We start from the raw sequence: 18,040 nt of genomic DNA, 5'->3' as shown, positions 1-18,040 counted from the left end.
TAGCAAGTGAACGATTTTATTGAATTTTGGCGGCGTATTGATCGCCGCGCACGGTTTGGCCTGATCTTTGGTGTTTTGCTGATCGTAATCGCTACCGTAACAATTGGTGCCATGACTTTGCGTACCGATTATCAGGTTCTGTTTGCCGATTTGGCACCGCAGGATGCATCGACCATGGTGGCCGAACTGGATCAGATGAAGGTGCCTTACCGCCTGGTGGGTAACGGCAATACCATTCTTGTGCCTGCCGAGATGGTGTACAAGACGCGTCTGAAGCTGGCTGGCAAGGAATTACCTTTGCGTGGTGCTGTCGGTTTTGAACTGTTCAATAACAGCGAAGTCGGCATGACCGAGTTCGCCCAAAAGATCAATTATCAACGTGCCTTGCAAGGCGAGTTGACGCGCACGATTTCTGCGCTGGACGAAGTGCAGTCAGTACGGGTTCATTTAGTATTGGCCGAACAAGCTTTGTTCAAGAAAATTGGCACTCAGCCAAAAGCATCCATCACGATTGCGGTCAAACCCGGCAAGACTCTGGATATGGCACAAATACAGGGCATACAGCGTCTGGTGGGCGCGGCTGTCCCAGACATCAAGCCCAATGATGTCACGATATTGGATCAGCATGGCATTGCCCTGACAAAGAAAAGTGGTGAACCCGGACAGGATATGATTTCGTCATCCAGCGGCCTGGATGAAAAACGTGCGATTGAAGCGTATCTCAATAAAAAAGTCGTGGAAGTGTTGGACAAGACTTTTGGTGCAGGGCAGGGAATTGCCAGTGTTGATGTCACGCTTAATCATGAGCAAAAGAAGACGACCACTGAAAGCCCTTTGGCTGCTGATTCCAAATTTGAAGGCCAGCCTACGGGCGTGATTGTCAGGGACAAGCAGACTGCGAATGAAACGAATCGTGGCAATAAGGCGGAAACCACAAATAACCCCGCTACTGGTGACCTTACCCAGAGTAGCCGTGAAGTTGAATACCAGGTTGGACGCAAGGTAGAGCAGGTCATTTCGGCTGCTGGCGCGGTGAATCATCTTAATATCGCCGTCGTGGTTCACCATAGTCTGCAGCCAGCACAGCAGGAGCGTTTGAAAGAGTTGCTTGCTGCCGCTGTTGGTATAGACAAGGCACGTGGCGATGTCGTCGCGGTTTATTCTGTCGAACAGATTTCAAGTATTCCAGCCAGCGTAGCCACTTCCACGGCAAGTGAAATATTGATTGACGAAACACCGTTAGTATTACCCGCGAAGGCCGTTGCAGATACTGCATCACAAGGATTTACCTATAAGAATGAGTATGTTGTCTGGACTTTGGCTGGGTTGGCTGGATTTTTCCTGATCATACTTGCTATCCGTTTGACACGTCGCCCTGCAACCGTCAGAAGTTTGAGTGAGCATGAAAGAAAGCGGCTTTTGGCGCAAGTGACAGGCTGGTTGGAAAACTCCAGAGAAAACTCGCTGGAGCGTAACTAATGTCCGGATACAGGCAATCAGCTTTACTGCTTCATGGTCTTGGTGTGCAGGATCAGCGTTGGATACTTGATCAGTTGAGTAAAGATGATCAAGTGACGCTGCGTAGCCATCTTGCCGAGTTAAAGGATTTAGGCATCCCAGTGGACCGGAGTATGCTGGCTAATTTAGGCATTTCCGAAACTGGTGGCAAACTTGATGCATTACAAGCCGCATCTGCGGCAGATATGCAACTGCTTTTGAGCGGTGAGCCTGTTTGGCTGATCAAGCAGGTGTTGTCTTTAGAGAACTGGCCATGGAAGCAAGAGTATCTTGCATCCATGACTTCGGCTCAGGCGGACAAACTCAAGCATATGCAGTTACCGCAGCCAGGACCACGTGCAAGGCAAAGTTTGAGGTCTCATTTACTTCAAGAATTGAAACTCGCTCGCAATGCGTCATTCAATACGAACGAAGATGAGGCCAGGCCGAATAGTTGGAGCCAACGCCTTTTGCGGGTACTTGGTCGATGAGCATGAAATCTGTTTTTGATCATGACACCAGGCTAGCACTGTGCGGAAATGCATTGTGTGCATATTTTGCCTGGATGGGAGCGCTTTAATGCAAGCTGTTCTCAACGCTATCAAAGCAGCTGACTTTGTTCAAAAGCTAGGTCACGTCCGCCAATTGGCTGGGTTAAGTATTGAAGCAACTGGCCCTGATGTGCTGGTCGGTGAAATCTGTGAAATACGAACCCGGTATGGTGACCGCAAATTAAAGGCAGAGGTAGTTGGCTTGCGTGATGGACGGGTAATGCTGATGCCTTATGGAGAAATTCACGGCATCGGTGTTGGAAGTGAAGTTCTCGCAACGGGACAATTGCCGCGTATTGCTGTTGGAGAGCATTTATTAGGCAGGGTCATTGATGCTTTTGGGGAACCTCTGGATGGTTTGCCGTTGAAGCCAGCATCTGAATACCGTCCTTTGAAAGCGATGCCTTTGAATCCGCTTTCCAGACCGCGTATTACCGACATTCTGGAGACGGGCGTACGTTGTATTGACGGCATGCTGACGATAGGTAAAGGCCAGCGCGTCGGTATATTTGCGGGCAGTGGGGTTGGCAAGAGCACGCTATTGGGTATGATCGCCCGGCATACGATTGCCGATGTGAATGTGATTGCCTTGATTGGTGAGCGTGGACGGGAAGTACGGGAGTTCATTGAAAAGCATTTGGGAGAAGAGGGCATAAAGCGGTCTGTAGTGATTGTCGCTACTTCTGATCAGCCTGCCTTGGCGCGTGCCCGTGCAGCCTATGCGGCAACAGCCATCGCTGAGTATTTTCGCGATAACGGAAAGCAAGTCATGCTGACTATGGATTCGGTAACCCGATTTGCGATGGCGAAGCGTGAAATTGGATTGTCTATAGGTGAGCCGCCAACGGCGAGGGGATATACGCCATCCGTTTTTGCGGAAATACCTGAATTGTGTGAGCGTTGTGGAACGGCGTCATCGGGTGGTGCGATTACTGCGCTGTATACGGTATTGGTGGAAGGCGATGATTTCAACGAGCCAGTCTCTGACATGTTACGAGCGACATTGGATGGACATATCATGCTGTCCCGCCGGCTTGCCCAACAGGGGCATTATCCGGCAATTGATGTATTGCATAGTGTGAGTCGTTTGTTGGGCGATCTGATTTCGTCCGAAGATCAGAATTTGGTTCATGATGCGCTGGACAGTATGGCAACTTACGAACGTAATCGGCAGTTAATTGACATGGGTGCTTATCGCGCTGGCAGCAGTGCAGAGATTGATTTGGCGATTCAGTTGTGGCCTGAACTGGTCAAGTTTTTGCGTCAGCGGGACGAAGCCGTGCTTGATCGGCGACAAGTCTTGGCGCAACTACGCGCTATCATGGCAAATGCTGTCGGCAATAAAGTGTTAAGTGAAGGCGCGTTGCAATGACAAAAGACCGACGCGGATTTCATTATGCCCTGGACCCTGTACTCAAGAAGACCGAGTGGGAGATGAATGACCTGTTTCAAGACCTGGCAGAACACAATGCCAAAGTGAATCAACAGCAATTGAAAGTGGATAGCCTTGATCAGGCAATCGCATCAGCACGTATGGAGTTGATGAAGCAAAGGCAGCATGCGGCCATTATCAACATTGACGCCCAGCGCATGGCACATAACTATCTGCTGCAGATACAGCGTCAACAGAAGGAAGAAAGCATTCAATTGCAGGAACTTATTGCTACGCGTGACGAGGTGCAGTTAAAACTGAATGAAGTCAGGAAATTTGTCGATAACCTTGAAAAAAATAAAGAAGCAGTAGGTAATGAATTTGATCAGGATGCAGCAAAAAAAGAATATCAATTATCAGACGATAATTGGCTGCAGCGTATGCACTGGAGGAAATCAACGTGACAAAGATTAGCGCATTTTTTCAATTACCTGCTGATATCGGCAAACGTGATGTGCATACCGTAAAAAATGACTTGGATAGCCAACACGAAAACTGGTTACGTCAAATGGAACTTTCCATGTTGTCTGATTTGAATCAGCACGGCAGTTTTAATGCTTCGCCCATTCAGGCGCAAAAGCCAGGCATGAAACCTGAGTCAAATTATGTGAAGCCACTATCAGAGCAAGCTTATACCCAGGAAAAAGCAGCGCTTACAAAAAGAGAAATCTATCCAGTGACGCCGCAAGTTGCGAAATCTGGCAACGTTGTCAACGATAGCACTCAGGGAAATGATCCTCAAGCGGTAGAGCAAAAGCAAGTTGGTGGCAACCATCAGGGAACATCTGCACAAGCGGTTTCAACCGCAAGCGAAGCAACGATGGATGTGATTGCGGCCGGCGCTGAAGCAGGCAGCAAGCTCGACTTGATGCCGGGTAAATATGACATTAGTCAAGCCGGGAGTTCTGCCATTTCTCAGCCGATGCTGTCAACTGGTAGTGCTGCAGCCCAGGCCCTTAAAAATAGTTCACTGCCAGGCAAGAACAATTCTGTTGACGTGATTTCGGTGCAACCTATATCGCCACGCACTTCTCAGTTTTCACGTGACATATCTCGTGCAAGCCATCTTGACCAAAGCGAATCTCAGGGTGAAGATTTGGATGTCGCTGAAGAAGAAATGGGGCATGTAGCAGAGCCTGCACAGGATAAACAAGTCTGGCAAAAACGCATGATGCACGTCACGACTGACGATCAAAATGTCAACGTCTGGATCAGGGATCAGGATATCAGTGCCGAACAGACTCCCTTGCTTATCAAGCAGTTGACAAGTGAAATGGCAGAATCAGGCCTGCGTCTGAATGGTGCAACGATTAACGGAGAACTCGTTTTTAAATATAAAGATGTCGACACGGAAGACGAAGCATCTTTATCGAAAAGCGATGATTTCGCGCAGTCTTTGGATGACAAAGATACCCGCGATATATCCATCAATTCCTTAGAGAAAGCACACTAATATGGCACTCAACAGTGTAAGTCCTGCCAGCTCTGCAACAAGTGGGCAGGCGCATATTAATCAACAGGATTTTCTGAAAATTCTGCTGACGCAATTGAATGCACAAGATCCATTGAAGCCTATGGATAACACCGCTTTCGTCGCGCAACTGGCCCAGTTCTCTCAGTTGGCGCAAACTCAGGAATTGAAAGCTAGTGTGGACCAGTTATTGGCAGTGCAAACTGCCGTGCAGTCAGTAGGTTTGCTCAATCATGTGGTCAGCATTACCAATGGTGGCGCTACCGCAACAGGAACTGTCATCGATATTTCTGTTAGCGGAAATGCGCCTGTGCTGACAATACATCCGACAACAGGACAGGATATTTCCGGCATCGCACTCAAACAAGTCTTTGATATTCGTTAAAGCCACTTCGGTAAGGAATCATTATGTTGAACTCAATAAAAATTGCAACGACCGGATTGACTGGCTTTTCGAAAGAATTGCAGACGATTAGTAATAATGTCGCCAATCTGAACACGCCTGGATTTAAAGGCTCGAACGCCAAATTCAGCAGCTTTTTCTCGCATGACGGTGATAGTGCCAGTGGTGGCCACCAAGGCGCAGCTTCAGGTGCTGGCCTGGCAGTTTTGCCTAGCGTGGTCAACTTTGCACAAGGACAGATCAATCAGACCGGTAATGACCTGGATGTTGCTGTCGACGGTAATGGTTTTTTTGTGTTGCGCGATAGCCAGGGCCAAACTTTCTATACACGTGATGGCTCATTCAAATTCGACAGCAAAGGCTTTTTGGTTGATGCGGATGGTAATCATGTGCAGGCACTGACAAACCAGGGCGTGTTGCAAGATATCAGCATCACAGGCTTAAAGACAAATGCTGCATCGGTAACCAAGGCTATCCAGTTATCCGGCCGTTTATCAACTGCCGATACAGATAAAGCTGTTGGCGGTGTCATCGTCACTGATGCCGTCGGCGGTACGCATACGCTTGCGGTCAATTTTAAAAATAATAACGCCGCAACACCTGGCAGCTGGTTGGTAACCATCAAGGATGGCAATGATACGGTAGGCACAGGTGAAGTGAAGTTCATCAGCGGCGTATTGGATTCAGCGCACAACTCAGTTGCCTTTACCTATTCACCTTCAGGTGTTGCGCCTCTCTCGCTCACGATGACTCTCGACGCCAGCACTACCAGTGCCGCGACAGGTGCATCAACACTGGCCGTTGCAAGTATTGACGGTTTTGCGCAGGGGGATATGTCCAATGCAAGTTTTGATGGGCAAGGTAACCTGGTTATTTCCTATACCAATGGCCAGACATCAAAGAATCAAACATTGGCATTGGCTAATTTCAGTTCTACCGACCACCTTGTAGCCGTCAGCGGAAATAAATTCAAGAGCACACGTCAGCAAGATGTCTCTCTCGGTGTGGCAAGCAGTAATTTGAGTACCATTGATGGCGGATCCCTGGAAGGCTCCAACGTAGATTTGTCTAAAGAATTTAGCGAAATCATTATTACGCAACGCGGTTATCAGGCATCGTCAGAGTTGATTAGTACAGCGAATCAAATGTTGGATACCTTATTGCATATGAAAGGCTAAGTGCGATAGTGAATGTGTCTCCTTATTTATTGCTGAAAAATAGTATTGCCAATGCGATTTCGGCTCAAGTCGAAAACAGTTTGGAACTATGGGCCAAATCTTGGGATCTACCGGTAGAAAATACGGCCTCTTGCGTACCCGCAAGCCAATACAAAGCCGATTTTTTCTTGAACGCTCACTGGGGGCAGCGGCACTTGCAAAATGGCAGCACTGTTTGGTTCCACATTCCTGAAACCCTTGCTCGTGGTCTGGAGCAATCTGTATTTGGACTGGATAAGGCAGATGCCACAGTCGAAAGAAATAAAAGTGCTTCATTTGCTGGCAAAGTAATTGTGGAAGCGCTGGATGAACTCATCGACAAAATTATCACTGCGATCTGCCAGCTTGAAATTCAGCCAGAATCGGCCGTTTTTTCACCCCCGACACATTTATTCAAACGTGGATCAGGTGCAGTTATTTGCGAGATAAGTATTGGGGCAAACGTGCTACGCGTTTTACTGCCAGCTGCAGCAATACCTCAAATCGGGAAAACGCAAACGGCACGCTCAAAATTAGGGCTGACTTCTTTGCATGAAGCGCTGAAAAAAACGCCGGTGAATCTGCATGTAGAAGTAAGTGACGCCGAATTGACTCTGGGATACTTGAGTACCTTGGCCATTGGTGACGTATTGAAACTGCCCAATAAGCTAGACCAGACTTTGCGGGTGATGACAGCGGATCATATTACTGTATGTAATGCCCATCTTGGTAGCTCAGCAGGATCACTTGCTATCGAAGTCGTAAAACCTCATTGATGCTAATTATAAGCAGCATAGTAGAGTAAATAGGAAACAAAATGAATTCATCAACACACGCCATCGAATTATCAGAGTTGAGCGCACATGCGCCAGGTCAATCTTTATTGAATGGTAATTTGAATGTAGTCCAGGGCGTAAAAGTCAAACTCTCAATCAGGGTAGGGGAGACCGAGGTCAGTATTGGCGAACTCATGACTATGCGAGAGAACCATATTCTGAAATTAAATACTGCTGTTGATGCACCTGTCGATGTTTTATTGGATGGCAATGTGGTTGCCAGAGGTGTATTGGTGGCGGTCGATGACAATTTTGGCGTGCAAATTTCTGAGTTGCCGCAATCGGACAAAAAGTAATGTTTCGTTATTTGGTGCAAGCATGGTATCTGCGCTGCTTCTTTGCATTCGGAATTTTTTTCGAAGCGGGAACGGCTATGGCCCAGACCTCTGTAGCCGCTCCACATACAGCCATCCCGTTCAAGCAAGATAAACAATCGAATGATACGATGGCTTATCAGAGTATTGCAGCCTTGTTCCTGGCATCCTGCGCAGCTTACGGCATTGTCCTTGGCCTGAAACGGTATAGAGATAAAATCGGGGGTGGAGGGATCAAGTCTTCACGCAGACTGAGAACTGTCGAAGCCATTCGCCTGGGCAAAACAAGCATGCTGTATGTTGTTGAATATAATGGGGAAGAATTGTTGATCGCCGAAAGCACGCATGGCTTGCAACTGCTCAATAGTAGCCCTGTCAAGCCTCAGGATGAAAGTGTGGCGAGTGATGTTTAAGCCCCGGCTCTCGCAATGCCTGAAAGCTGGCTTGCTCATATTGACCCTATTCGCAGTTAGTCAAAGTATGGCTGCCAACGGCTCAGTTTTCTCGTTGCCTGGCGTAGATGTGCGTGTTGCGAATGATATCTCGCAAACGTCGCAAGTATCTGCTGCGCTGAAAGTGCTATTAGGGTTAACGGTTCTGAGCCTGGCACCGGCCTTATTGGTATCAGTGACTTCGTTTATTCGTATCATTGTTGTTCTTTCGATGATGCGACATGCTATTGGCATGCCTGAAACGCCTCCCAATACAGTGCTTATCAGCTTGGCTTTGTTCCTGACATTGTTCACTATGTCACCAGTGCTGACGCAAGTAAATCAAAACGCTTTTCAACCGTTTATGGATGGAAAAATGGCCGCCGGGCCTGCGTTTGAAATTGGATTAAAGCCTATTAGAGAATTTATGGTGCGCCAAACGCGTGAGCAAGATTTGCAGCTAATGGTAGAAATTGCCAAAAGCCCTGAACCAAAGACCATAGATGATATTTCAACGGTACAGTTAATACCTGCATTCATGTTATCTGAGTTGCGATCTGCATTTCAAATTGGTTTCGTCATCTTTTTGCCGTTTGTTTTGATCGACTTAATTGTCTCCACCATCTTGATGTCGCTGGGCATGATGATGGTGCCTCCTGTATCAATCTCTCTCCCCTTGAAAATACTGATGTTCGTGTTGATTGATGGCTGGAATATCGTCATACGAGCCTTGCTGGGTACTTTTCAATAGTTTATTCGCCACGTGTCGAAGATAGATCAATCGCAAAAATACGACTCAACACCCCCAATAGCAGAAGCAATTTTATGGAATAGCATGCAAAGTGGGGATGACTTGGCACGTCAGCGATTAATAGAAAATTATTTGCCGTTTGCACGTGTACTAGCAGCCAAGCTTTTCGCAAAACGCATTGATAATGATCTCGATTTTGCAGAGTATATGCAGCTAGCCAGCATGGGGTTGATACATGCAGTGGATCAGTTTGACCATACTAAAGGGATATTGTTTACCACCTTTGCTTCTCATCGCATCAATGGTTCAGTTCTGAATGGCTTGGAACAGATGACCGAGAAGCGAGAGCAAATAGCGACCAGAAAGCGGCTGTATGAGGAGCGACGCTTATCAGTAAAATCAGTTATTTCTGAGCCCGAATTGGATACTTTCCAGCAATTGGCTGAGATCGCTATTAGCTTTGCCTTAGGGTATATGCTAGATAACCCCCTCGCTTATCATCATGCTGAAGCCACTATTGAAGATAGCGTTTACGGCGGTTTGGAGTTAAAACAGTTGCGCGAGAAGGTGAGGGCACTTGTCGATCGTTTGCCACATAAAGAACGCATTATTATTAAATCGCACTACCTGAACCATCTACCTTTTAATGTAATCGCTGAGACTTTGCAGTTAACCAGGGGCAGGATTTCGCAATTACATAAAAATGCCCTAAAATTATTGCATAAGGCCATACGAAATTCTGAACTGCGTGATGTAGTATTGTAAGGTAAGTAGCGTCGGTTTAAAAAGGGAACTCAATGGCAGGAATAGACAGCATCAATCAAATTGTCGCTCTAATGCGTACGCAAATGGCGAATAAGGTTCGTCATGCAGGTAAATCTGCAAATGCGGTTAAAGGTGAAGCAAGCAAAAAAAAGGACCGCCAAAAATCACCTGAAGGGCCAGATAAAATTGAAAAATTGGTGTCTCTGCGAATTAAGAGCATCAACCCAGATGACCCCAAGAAAGGTAAAAAAGTCTTTAGAATTTTTTTGGAATCTGTTCTGCTGAGTGAGTTGGGTGAAGATTTGATTAACGACCCGATTTTCTATCAAATGGTGAATGATATCCAGGCGGCCATGGAGGAAGATCCACAAATCGCATCATTAATAGACAAGGCTGTTGCCGACCTGTTAGGAAAAGACGCCACATCCGCAACCGACGGAAAAGCCAATATTTAAGAGGCTTGAGATTTTCGCGCCGACAGCAGTGTCATCCGCAAATTTTCTAATTGCGTTTCTAATCTGGCATCCAGATCACCCACTGCTGTTTCGAGTATGCATCCGCCCAAAGCTATGTCTGAATCAGCTATCCATGATATTTGTTCCAACGTTGGTGCCGGCAATGTCGATTCAAGAATACCGCCACTTTCGAGAATTTTGAAATCAGAAGGGTTGAGCCTGATCACTAGCTTTTCTCTGATACTGACTCGTTGGGCAACCTGTCTCACAATAGCCTTAACACCATCCTGTGAAACAACGGTATCGCCAAGAATTTTGCAGACAGACTCAAATACAACTGCCACAGCCAAGTCTTCAATCCCTTTAATGCCGGTTTCGATTGCCATTGGCAATTTCTCGGTCATCGACTTGATTCGGGAAAATTCTGCTGCAAATTCAGATTTAGCCTCTTCCAAGCCCGCCTGACGCCCTTCGCGCAATCCGCGCTGACGGCCCAACTCACGAGCAGCCTCTGCTTCATCCTTGATTTGCGCTAATACAGAAAGTCGTGCCTGTTCAACCAGATCATTGACAGCTTTATTTGAATCTGTTGGCTTGACTATATTTGGTTTAGCGCCGGGTTGCTCTTCATTCGCCGAATTGCTGGCAATCGGAACATCTGGACTTTCTGGAGGTTTATCCTTCGTAGCACGCGTAGCCAGCGTGCGTTTATGGCCAGATAAAGTTGCGGAGCGAATAATTGATGCCATGGAAGTTCTAAATAGTTCAACGACTCAATGATACCCGCTGAATGCCCATTTAGTACATTTAATGAGCGAATTAGTAGTTAATATCATAGATAAAATATAAATGGCCCATATTGAAAAGCGCTGTTTTTACCTGTAGGCCACCCACTACGGATTTTATGCGTTGATTTGCATATGTAACCTTGTTTCCAGAATCAGAGATTTGGAATATTGACATGTAGTAACTTAGATTTGAAGAAACGTTCCCCAGGCCTGCATTAATGGTCGGCGTTGCTCCAAAAGGTCAGTTCTATGATAGGCCGCTTCTACCTTGTTTTCTACCATATGCGCCAACGAGCGTTCTGCCAAATCGCGTGAATGCCCATTCTCACTGCACCAATCCCGAAAACTTGATCTGAAACCATGTGCTGTTGCTACACGGCCGGGTGTATCGCTGTGGGCCTTTACACGACGTAAAAAGCTTGTCAATACCATATCTGAAAGTTCAACTTGATCACGTGGCGACGGAAAAACAAGTTCATCGTGTATCTCTCGCTGTTTTTTTAAGATATCAATGGCAGGAACAGATAACGGAACCCTATGAATCAATTTGGCTTTCATACGATCTGCTGGCACCGTCCAGATAGCATTCACTAAATCCACTTCAGACCATTTCATTCCTCGGATTTCACCGGAGCGAGCCGCAGTTAAAATTAGAAATTCCAGCATTGGCCTGGTAACGTCATATCGCTCGGCACCATGAAGATGTTTGGCAATAAAGGAGGGAATATCTTTCCAGGGCATGGCAGGGTGATGTTTTGTCCTCACTGATTTACCTGGTTGCTGCGGTAGTAAATGAGTTACTACAGTTACCGGATTGGATTGGCAGTATTCATGAGCCCAGCCCCAATTCATCACCGCGTGCAATCGTTGTTTTAATCGACTTGCCGTTTCCGCTTTTTCTAACCATATAGGACGCAGAGTGTCTGCGATATGTCGCGGCAGAATTTTATCCAACGGTAAGTTGCCAATATTTGGGAAAGCGTATTCAGTAAGTGTATTAATCCACTGTTGACTATGTTTTTCGTTTCGCCACCCTGGTAATAATTCTGCATGTAAAATTTCTGCAGCTTGTTGAAACGTCGGTATGGTTAGTTTGATTTGCGATTTCGCCTTTTCTTCTAGCGGATCGATACCTTTCTCAATTTTCTCGCGCATTTGCATCGCAACCCTTGCTGCTTCAGCAATGCCGATTTCGGGGTAACTTCCTAACCCGGCATTGCGGCGTTTGCCTGTATCTGGACTAATAAATCGTAGCACCCATTTGCCACTGCCTTTTGTCTTAGACGGGTGTAGTGCAAGGCCAGTCACTCCGCCGTGAGCAAGGACCACTGAGTCTGGTTTGATATTTCGGGCTTTTAAGTCGGTGAGTAGGGCCATGATCTATGTTTGGAATACGAAGGGCTGGTATGCCATTCAGTATGCCATTTGTGATTGGATTTGAACAGCGTGGATTGGAACTGCTTGGAATAAAATTAAGTGTAAGTATTTGATTTGTAATGGGTAATTATATTTAATTGGATTCGTTTGGAATGCTTTTTGGCGGACACAGCTTCCGCCAAAAATACGAAAAAGCCCTTGATTATCAAGGGCTTTTTTATTTTTGGCGACTAGGAAGAGATCGCTTGGGATGTACGATCCAACAGTCTGATTTAACAAAATGCGGAAGCTCTTCCGCAACTCCATGCCTATATGTTCGGTTTTATTGTCTCACCAATGCCTTGATGTGCGGGTTGTTTATCTTTTTATTACTATTTTCCGGTAATTTACTGACATTGCGCAAATCAAATATTTCGCTTGCTGCTTTGGTGCGGATATCACTAAACTTAAATTGCAAAAGCATGCTGGTAACTTAGCATCGCGATTAGCGACAATCATGCATATCAACGCTGGCTCAGAAACCGAATCAACAAAACTATAAATAAAGACAGGACGCGAAAGAGCAGACCTCACCGTCACCGCATCCCTTGCACTATACGCAGCCATGGCCGAGCAGCGTTGTCTGCTTCATCAATACACGATGAGCAGAGCCAGATGCAAGACCATTGCTACAACGGCGACAACCAACGTTTAGCCGGCAGCGTCGAGAAAATGGTGGATGATGGGCAGTTCAGAGAATGTGTTGTAGTACCCAGCCAGGCACCGCAGTGGCGGGCGATTGAACGGGAAAAATCACATTGGGCCTTGCATATTGAAGAGGTGAGTTAGTGCAAAAAACTGAGAGGCTTACTTCGTTAGAAGAAGATCGGGAATATCTTCTCGAAAGGGTAGAGCAATATAAGCAAGGGCAATTTAATTTTGACGATACTGTCTGGAGTTTTGTCGTCGCAATTACAGGCAGCAATGAAGCTAGCCTTTTCAACTTGGCCACGGAAGAAATCAAAGAGGGAATACGTGACTATGTCCGCCACTTGGAAGCGCATGGGAAATATGTCGTGTTCATTGCTCATGTTGGCGAACATGATGTGACGGAGATGATTCATCTGCTAAAAGAATTAATTTCAGAAGTGGATTGAAAATGCTTGGGCACGGGGTCAGATCCGATATTCATATATTTCCAACTCGGCGGGGGAGTACGCGCCGCTAATCGCCCCTACGCGGGCTAGGTATACATAACGCTAGGGTGTTTGCCTGCTCAGGAATTCAAAGAGGTCGTTGAAAAATCCATGCGATGCGGATCGTAAGACCGGGGTCAGTAAGGCCAGCGTCAGGTCGTACATTCATACATTTCATTAGTGTAGAATTGTCGTAATGTAAGACCTGACCCCATTTTTTCTGGCAGATAATATTGCAAACCCTAATAATTCATTTTGGATAGTCATAAAGACGTTATCAAATGCAGAATACCAATGTGTCACTCAACAGTTCTCAGCGAGGTTTTTTTCAAGAAATAGAGTCACTGCGTGGGCTAGCTGCACTAGCGGTTGTAATTGAACATTGCTTTTGGTTTTTCTTTGAAACCAAGCCAGGCATATTCAATACGTATCCGGGCGTCCAACCAATTACACACTGGCTGATTCATACGGTGTTTAGTGGGCGCGCGTCGGTCCTTCTCTTTTTCATCATGAGCGGCTTCGTCCTGGGGCTGCAACTCAAGAACGAGACCGCATCGCTCCTGATTGGCTGGCCAACCTATGTCGTCCGGCGAGTCCTTCGAATCGTACCGGCAATGTGGGTTAGTGTTTTTGTTTCCTATGGCGTTGCTTTGCTAACAGGCAGTCCGTCCAATGCGGACATTGCCATGCTGGTGAGGACACTTTTTTTCTGGGATTTTTTCCTGCAAGTTCCACTGTGGTCCATCAATATCGAGATGGGATGTAGCTTGGTCTTCCCACTGCTTTATTTCATTTCCACTCGAACGGGAAAAATCACCAATCTCGCTGTTTTTGTTTTGTTGATGGCGATGATCTTTATCGTGCCCATGCCACCTTGGGACCTGCGCGTCGAGTTCATGCGCTCCCTGGTCTTGTTCCATGCAGGACTAATCGTTGGCGAATATGGAACGACATGGATGACAGTGCTGGGGCGACTGCGGTGGCCGTTGTTCTGGGGCGCGCTATTAGGATTCGGCCTCATTCCCCAGTTGTGGATATTCCAGTCAACATTTATGTTCTTTGCCGATAGAAGGTGGACACTGCTTGCAGAAATTCCCTTTTGTTTCTTCATTCTTTCGTACGTGGTCCATGAACGCGGCCAACCTGGTACTGCGCTGCTGAGACAAGCCTGGGCCAGATATTTAGGAAAGGTTTCGTATAGCCTTTTCCTGTTCCATTGGCCAGTCTTGGTAATTGTCCAGTTTTACCTGCTCACTGATATGAGCCCTGGACTGTCGGCGATTGTCCAGCGATATCCACTGGCAGTCCAAGGCGTGCTGTTTGCTGTCGTCCTCAGTATTTCGCTTGTAGTTGCGTCTGCAAGCTATCGATGGGTAGAAAAGCCATTCATTGAGTTAGGAAGAATATTTGGTCGATTCGTGAAAGCGAAAAGTCGTAAAAACCTTATGCCAACTGAAGCAGGAATATCGGTTGTAAAAGCGCACTGAAAAGATGCTTAATAGCAAAAACGATGCTGGACGCTTTGTTTCGAACAACAAGTCCATCAGCATCTCACCAAGCTTCTTGTATCAGTACCGGCACCGGCAAGGGGTTAGGTCTGACATTCATACGTTTCCAACCATGCGGACGATTACGCAATTGCTAATTACCCCGCGCTATTTTATGCAACTTTTAAAAAAAGTGACACGCCTTCAAAATGTAACTATTGTCACCTGTGCTAAAGCTATTCATAAAATTCATTGTGGCGAATGTAATTGGGGACAATTTATCGTTGCTGAAACTGATGCGCCACTTAAATTTTGTCCCTGGTGTGGATGGAACGGCCTCAATATATGCGCAATATCGGAGCTTGGTGGCTATCAAAATATTCGTTGTGAAAAACATGTGATGTAACAGTAATGCTTCCAAATGAAAATATCGTCGTAAGCGATTTTAAGGATAACCTTTTTTGCCCATTCTGCGATTAGTAGAGGGCTAGAGGTGATATCTAGCATTCCTACATTTCCAAGATCGCTGGCGGTTACGTTTTGCTATAGTAGGTGTTAACAAACGTCCGTTCTTTGCCAAGCAATTTTGTATTTGTTCGTTCAAGAAGATAGTAGTCAAGTGTTAAGCCAGTCACCGGCTTTGCGTTCATGCAGCCACACCAGTCAACTGTATCACCAACTCCGTTCCAGCTAACGTTGCAGCCGTGCTGGCATAACTATCGGTAAGCTGGTTGGCGGCAGTGACGCTGGCTGTGCTGCCATCAACGGCATTCATCACCAGTTTTGCCCAGGTGGTGTTTGTCAAACCCTGGTTGACTGCAAAGTGGGCACCGACCAGTTCTTTGTTGGCGAGCGCCAGGGCGTCAGCAGGGGCACCGGTGACAGCGCGGGCGCCGTAGATCACGTCGAGAATAAACAGCGGTTTGCTAACAGAGCCGGTCTGTAATTCGTTTGTCCAGTATTTCAGCCCCACGGCGTCAGGGCTGCGGTTTAATACGTTGTGGTAAACGGCATTCACAAAATCATTGATGTTCTGGCTTTCAGGGTAAGCAGCAACGGTTTCTGGCTGTACAAAAAAACTGTTGGCAATCTGTTGTAGGCTCATACCATCTACCATGCGGCTGGCCCAATAATCCAGACCGACGGCGTCAGGTGCGCGATTGAAATAGGCGATGTACATCTCCGTCAGATCAACAAGACTGGCCGCAGGCAAAGTGGCCGCCTTGATGAACCATGAGGTGTCAATGTCACGGTCGTTGAACTGTATCTTTTGTATGTTTTTCAGAGTGTCGTTGCCATCTGTGCCTCTGTGGTCTTGCACTTTGATGGAGGAGCCATTCACCACCAGCCCGTAGTTTTTTGATGCACTGGCATACGTGACCACGCTGTTGCTGCTACCGGCAAAGCCAATCAAGGTGTCGTTACCGGCACCGCCGTGCAGGCTGGCATTGGCGACGCTGGCGGCTATCAGCAGGTCGGCATTCAGGGGGCTGATCGTGACGGAGGCTTCGGCAAAGACGACCGTCTCTATCGAACGCAACAACGAAACGCCATCAATGCCTGTCTTGTTTTGCAGCAGGGTGTCAGTGCCGTATTTGACAAGATCGGAATCGGCCAGATAGCGGGTGACAACGACGGTGTCATTTCCCAGCCCGCCGTCAAGCAGGTAATTGCCGTTGCCGATATTTTTAGGCAGCATGATCGTGTCGTCACCTTCTCCGGCGGCAATGATGCTGGATATCTGGCTGGGTGTGAGCACGTCACTGGCAGACGTACCAGTGATATTGTTTTTATCTACCCCATCAACCAGTGGCAGGCTTTGGTAATTCTGTATCTTCCAGCCTTGATCGCGCAAGAGCAACAAATCAAGTTGTGCAATATCGATACGATTGCCTTCGTAATTACCTTTCATGTAATCGAGGCCTGACGTGACTGGTTGATAGGTAATGGACGTGTTGCCGTAATAAAGGCTTGCTTCCAGTGCTGTTGAGGGAGCCAGGGGCAAATCCCCGCCCAATACCTGGTTGATCGCCGGGCTGGAATAATACCATGTGCCATTGACAAGCTTGGTCATCTGGTTCCATGGGGCATTCATTGCGGCCCAAGAAATAATCCCAAGGGAATGAATCATTCCTATCATGGCAATACTGATAAAATCGGTTGCGCCTGCTGGCAACGTGGGCGTCACCCCGATTTGTGGATTGGGGTCAAACCACAGCGGCTTACCCAAACTTTTTAGGCTGCCGTCGTTGCCAGCATAAACGGTAATCGTTGTGTCAGCTGCAGTGCCATTGGCATCTTCACCAGTCAGATTTTTCAGCAACGGCACCACCATGTTGTTGCCAGGCTTTAACGACCATGCTGGATTGTGTGATGAAATGCCATCGTTATTGTAGGGATTCTGTGAAGCAGGCGCAAAATTGTATTGAAGATCAAGAGGCTTTGTAAAGACGATGTACTTGGAAAGCAGGCCGATCACGTAATTCATGTCCGTGATGAAAGTAGCGATATTCGCACCAAGTAAATTATTAGGATCGTTAATCGTAAGAGTGAAGCCGTTATTCATAGGGATCGGGGTGGGCATGGCTATTCCTTTTCATTTCCATAACTTGTGCGAGTTTCAGTGAAATCCGGAAAATGGTTTTTAGGTAACGACCCTACTGGACTGAATATATACAAATTCTAGTATTTCGTCATTGGAAATTTTTATGAGAACTTCACCCAGAGCGGACGATTTTCATTTTTACCTTATCTATCATGTGATGGTGATCGTCGCCGGAAACATACTAGCAGCTATGCCTGCCATCGAGATTCTGACTATGGCGAAACGGATGATTTTTTAGACTGGTTTTCGCGTCATGATCTTACCAGGGCGAACGGCTGGTGGCTTTTGGATCGACGTGATCGAGAGCCACTTACAAAAGGACTATGGCCGCTCTGTGACAAAGGACATCCAGAGCATCATTTAATCACCGATGGTGATTTTGACGATACACTTCAATCTCAAGAAAAGCTATGCGACATAGAAATTCTAGCGACCTATAAGGCGAATACCCTTGTAACCGATGCGTCCAAGTTCAAACCCCGCGTACTTCACTGCAAAGCAGTGAT

Annotated in this window: 20 protein-coding genes; 17 read left to right on the top strand and 3 right to left on the bottom strand. The window is 46.8% G+C overall.

Annotated elements, in window-relative coordinates:
• Positions 1-6 precede the first annotated feature (6 nt).
• The 13 genes from fliF to ACO0LM_RS02275 all read left to right on the top strand — a co-directional run bounded on the left by fliF (position 7) and on the right by ACO0LM_RS02275 (position 10,102).
• On the top strand, positions 7-1,479 hold the full coding sequence (fliF, locus tag ACO0LM_RS02335; RefSeq protein WP_423033941.1) for a flagellar basal-body MS-ring/collar protein FliF: 1,473 nt from the start codon (positions 7-9) through the stop codon (positions 1,477-1,479).
• Entirely contained in the window at positions 1,479-1,988 is a 510-nt protein-coding gene (locus ACO0LM_RS02330) for a hypothetical protein (RefSeq protein ID WP_423033940.1), read from the top strand. Before fliF ends, ACO0LM_RS02330 begins: the two co-directional genes overlap by 1 nt.
• A gap of 88 nt (positions 1,989-2,076) precedes the next feature.
• Positions 2,077-3,420 carry a FliI/YscN family ATPase gene (locus ACO0LM_RS02325; RefSeq protein ID WP_423033938.1) on the top strand — a complete coding sequence of 448 codons (1,344 nt, stop codon included), beginning with the start codon at positions 2,077-2,079 and terminating at the stop codon, positions 3,418-3,420.
• Positions 3,417-3,884 (top strand): hypothetical protein, encoded by a 468-nt coding sequence (locus tag ACO0LM_RS02320; RefSeq protein ID WP_423033936.1) that lies wholly within the window; start codon positions 3,417-3,419, stop codon positions 3,882-3,884. Before ACO0LM_RS02325 ends, ACO0LM_RS02320 begins: the two co-directional genes overlap by 4 nt.
• Positions 3,881-4,933, top strand: a complete 1,053-nt coding sequence (locus ACO0LM_RS02315) for a hypothetical protein (RefSeq protein WP_423033934.1) — start codon at positions 3,881-3,883, stop codon at positions 4,931-4,933. The genes ACO0LM_RS02320 and ACO0LM_RS02315 overlap by 4 nt, the downstream gene beginning before the upstream one ends.
• A gap of 1 nt (position 4,934) precedes the next feature.
• Positions 4,935-5,336, top strand: a complete 402-nt coding sequence (locus ACO0LM_RS02310; RefSeq protein WP_423033932.1) for a flagellar hook assembly protein FlgD — start codon at positions 4,935-4,937, stop codon at positions 5,334-5,336.
• Positions 5,337-5,359: 23 nt separating this feature from the next.
• Positions 5,360-6,532 carry a flagellar basal-body rod protein FlgF gene (flgF, locus tag ACO0LM_RS02305; RefSeq protein WP_423033930.1) on the top strand — a complete coding sequence of 391 codons (1,173 nt, stop codon included), beginning with the start codon at positions 5,360-5,362 and terminating at the stop codon, positions 6,530-6,532.
• A gap of 8 nt (positions 6,533-6,540) precedes the next feature.
• Positions 6,541-7,326 carry a FliM/FliN family flagellar motor switch protein gene (locus ACO0LM_RS02300; protein ID WP_423033928.1) on the top strand — a complete coding sequence of 262 codons (786 nt, stop codon included), beginning with the start codon at positions 6,541-6,543 and terminating at the stop codon, positions 7,324-7,326.
• 41 nt (positions 7,327-7,367) lie between these two features.
• The gene (locus ACO0LM_RS02295; protein WP_422981856.1) at positions 7,368-7,682 is read left to right on the top strand and encodes a FliM/FliN family flagellar motor switch protein; all 315 of its coding nucleotides are present in this window, start codon (positions 7,368-7,370) and stop codon (positions 7,680-7,682) included.
• Positions 7,682-8,113: a flagellar biosynthetic protein FliO gene (locus ACO0LM_RS02290; RefSeq protein ID WP_423033926.1), complete on the top strand. Its 432-nt coding sequence runs from the start codon at positions 7,682-7,684 to the stop codon at positions 8,111-8,113. Before ACO0LM_RS02295 ends, ACO0LM_RS02290 begins: the two co-directional genes overlap by 1 nt.
• A 67-nt stretch (positions 8,114-8,180) precedes the next feature.
• Positions 8,181-8,882 (top strand): flagellar type III secretion system pore protein FliP, encoded by a 702-nt coding sequence (gene fliP / locus ACO0LM_RS02285; protein ID WP_423033924.1) that lies wholly within the window; start codon positions 8,181-8,183, stop codon positions 8,880-8,882.
• Between the two features lie 102 nt (positions 8,883-8,984).
• On the top strand, positions 8,985-9,647 hold the full coding sequence (locus ACO0LM_RS02280) for a sigma-70 family RNA polymerase sigma factor (RefSeq protein WP_423033922.1): 663 nt from the start codon (positions 8,985-8,987) through the stop codon (positions 9,645-9,647).
• Between the two features lie 32 nt (positions 9,648-9,679).
• Complete coding sequence (locus ACO0LM_RS02275; RefSeq protein WP_423033920.1) at positions 9,680-10,102, top strand: hypothetical protein; 423 nt, start codon at positions 9,680-9,682, stop codon at positions 10,100-10,102.
• On the opposite strand, the gene ACO0LM_RS02270 is transcribed toward ACO0LM_RS02275, so the two are convergent.
• The gene (locus ACO0LM_RS02270) at positions 10,099-10,851 is read right to left on the bottom strand and encodes a FliH/SctL family protein (protein WP_423033918.1); all 753 of its coding nucleotides are present in this window, start codon (positions 10,849-10,851) and stop codon (positions 10,099-10,101) included. The two genes, ACO0LM_RS02275 and ACO0LM_RS02270, sit on opposite strands and share 4 nt — an antisense overlap.
• Before the next feature lie 222 nt (positions 10,852-11,073).
• The gene (locus ACO0LM_RS02265; RefSeq protein ID WP_423033916.1) at positions 11,074-12,267 is read right to left on the bottom strand and encodes a tyrosine-type recombinase/integrase; all 1,194 of its coding nucleotides are present in this window, start codon (positions 12,265-12,267) and stop codon (positions 11,074-11,076) included.
• 654 nt (positions 12,268-12,921) lie between these two features.
• Between ACO0LM_RS02265 and ACO0LM_RS02260 the strand changes: the two genes are divergently transcribed.
• The 4 genes from ACO0LM_RS02260 (at position 12,922) to ACO0LM_RS02245 (ending at position 15,335) form a co-directional block, all read left to right on the top strand.
• Positions 12,922-13,095, top strand: coding sequence for a hypothetical protein (locus ACO0LM_RS02260; RefSeq protein WP_423033914.1), 174 nt, complete (start codon positions 12,922-12,924; stop codon positions 13,093-13,095).
• Positions 13,095-13,403: a hypothetical protein gene (locus ACO0LM_RS02255; RefSeq protein WP_423033912.1), complete on the top strand. Its 309-nt coding sequence runs from the start codon at positions 13,095-13,097 to the stop codon at positions 13,401-13,403. Before ACO0LM_RS02260 ends, ACO0LM_RS02255 begins: the two co-directional genes overlap by 1 nt.
• 320 nt (positions 13,404-13,723) lie before the next feature.
• Positions 13,724-14,929 carry an acyltransferase family protein gene (locus ACO0LM_RS02250; RefSeq protein ID WP_423033910.1) on the top strand — a complete coding sequence of 402 codons (1,206 nt, stop codon included), beginning with the start codon at positions 13,724-13,726 and terminating at the stop codon, positions 14,927-14,929.
• A 4-nt stretch (positions 14,930-14,933) separates the two neighbouring features.
• Positions 14,934-15,335: a hypothetical protein gene (locus ACO0LM_RS02245; protein WP_423033908.1), complete on the top strand. Its 402-nt coding sequence runs from the start codon at positions 14,934-14,936 to the stop codon at positions 15,333-15,335.
• Positions 15,336-15,575: 240 nt separating this feature from the next.
• On the opposite strand, the gene ACO0LM_RS02240 is transcribed toward ACO0LM_RS02245, so the two are convergent.
• The gene (locus ACO0LM_RS02240) at positions 15,576-17,513 is read right to left on the bottom strand and encodes a DUF4214 domain-containing protein (RefSeq protein WP_423033906.1); all 1,938 of its coding nucleotides are present in this window, start codon (positions 17,511-17,513) and stop codon (positions 15,576-15,578) included.
• Positions 17,514-18,040: the final 527 nt, after the last annotated feature.

It is taken from the genome of Undibacterium sp. Di26W, assembly GCF_049340265.1.
Classification (GTDB): Bacteria; Pseudomonadota; Gammaproteobacteria; order Burkholderiales; family Burkholderiaceae_D; genus Undibacterium.
Note: the sequence above shows the minus strand (reverse complement) of the source record. Positions and strands in the feature narration are given on the sequence as shown.

Bases quoted from the DNA above. Each gene is read 5' to 3' on its own strand.
- ACO0LM_RS02265 (WP_423033916.1), bottom strand. From the start codon at position 12,267: ATGGCCCTACTCACCGACTTAAAAGCCCGAAATATCAAACCAGACTCA.
- ACO0LM_RS02240 (WP_423033906.1), bottom strand. From the start codon at position 17,513: ATGCCCACCCCGATCCCTATGAATAACGGCTTCACTCTTACGATTAAC.
- ACO0LM_RS02250 (WP_423033910.1), top strand. From the start codon at position 13,724: ATGCAGAATACCAATGTGTCACTCAACAGTTCTCAGCGAGGTTTTTTT.
- fliP (WP_423033924.1), top strand. From the start codon at position 8,181: ATGGCTGCCAACGGCTCAGTTTTCTCGTTGCCTGGCGTAGATGTGCGT.
- ACO0LM_RS02325 (WP_423033938.1), top strand. From the start codon at position 2,077: ATGCAAGCTGTTCTCAACGCTATCAAAGCAGCTGACTTTGTTCAAAAG.
- flgF (WP_423033930.1), top strand. From the start codon at position 5,360: ATGTTGAACTCAATAAAAATTGCAACGACCGGATTGACTGGCTTTTCG.
- ACO0LM_RS02330 (WP_423033940.1), top strand. From the start codon at position 1,479: ATGTCCGGATACAGGCAATCAGCTTTACTGCTTCATGGTCTTGGTGTG.
- ACO0LM_RS02245 (WP_423033908.1), top strand. From the start codon at position 14,934: ATGCTTAATAGCAAAAACGATGCTGGACGCTTTGTTTCGAACAACAAG.
- ACO0LM_RS02270 (WP_423033918.1), bottom strand. From the start codon at position 10,851: ATGGCATCAATTATTCGCTCCGCAACTTTATCTGGCCATAAACGCACG.
- ACO0LM_RS02295 (WP_422981856.1), top strand. From the start codon at position 7,368: ATGAATTCATCAACACACGCCATCGAATTATCAGAGTTGAGCGCACAT.
- ACO0LM_RS02310 (WP_423033932.1), top strand. From the start codon at position 4,935: ATGGCACTCAACAGTGTAAGTCCTGCCAGCTCTGCAACAAGTGGGCAG.
- ACO0LM_RS02290 (WP_423033926.1), top strand. From the start codon at position 7,682: ATGTTTCGTTATTTGGTGCAAGCATGGTATCTGCGCTGCTTCTTTGCA.
- ACO0LM_RS02260 (WP_423033914.1), top strand. From the start codon at position 12,922: ATGCAAGACCATTGCTACAACGGCGACAACCAACGTTTAGCCGGCAGC.
- ACO0LM_RS02275 (WP_423033920.1), top strand. From the start codon at position 9,680: ATGGCAGGAATAGACAGCATCAATCAAATTGTCGCTCTAATGCGTACG.
- ACO0LM_RS02320 (WP_423033936.1), top strand. From the start codon at position 3,417: ATGACAAAAGACCGACGCGGATTTCATTATGCCCTGGACCCTGTACTC.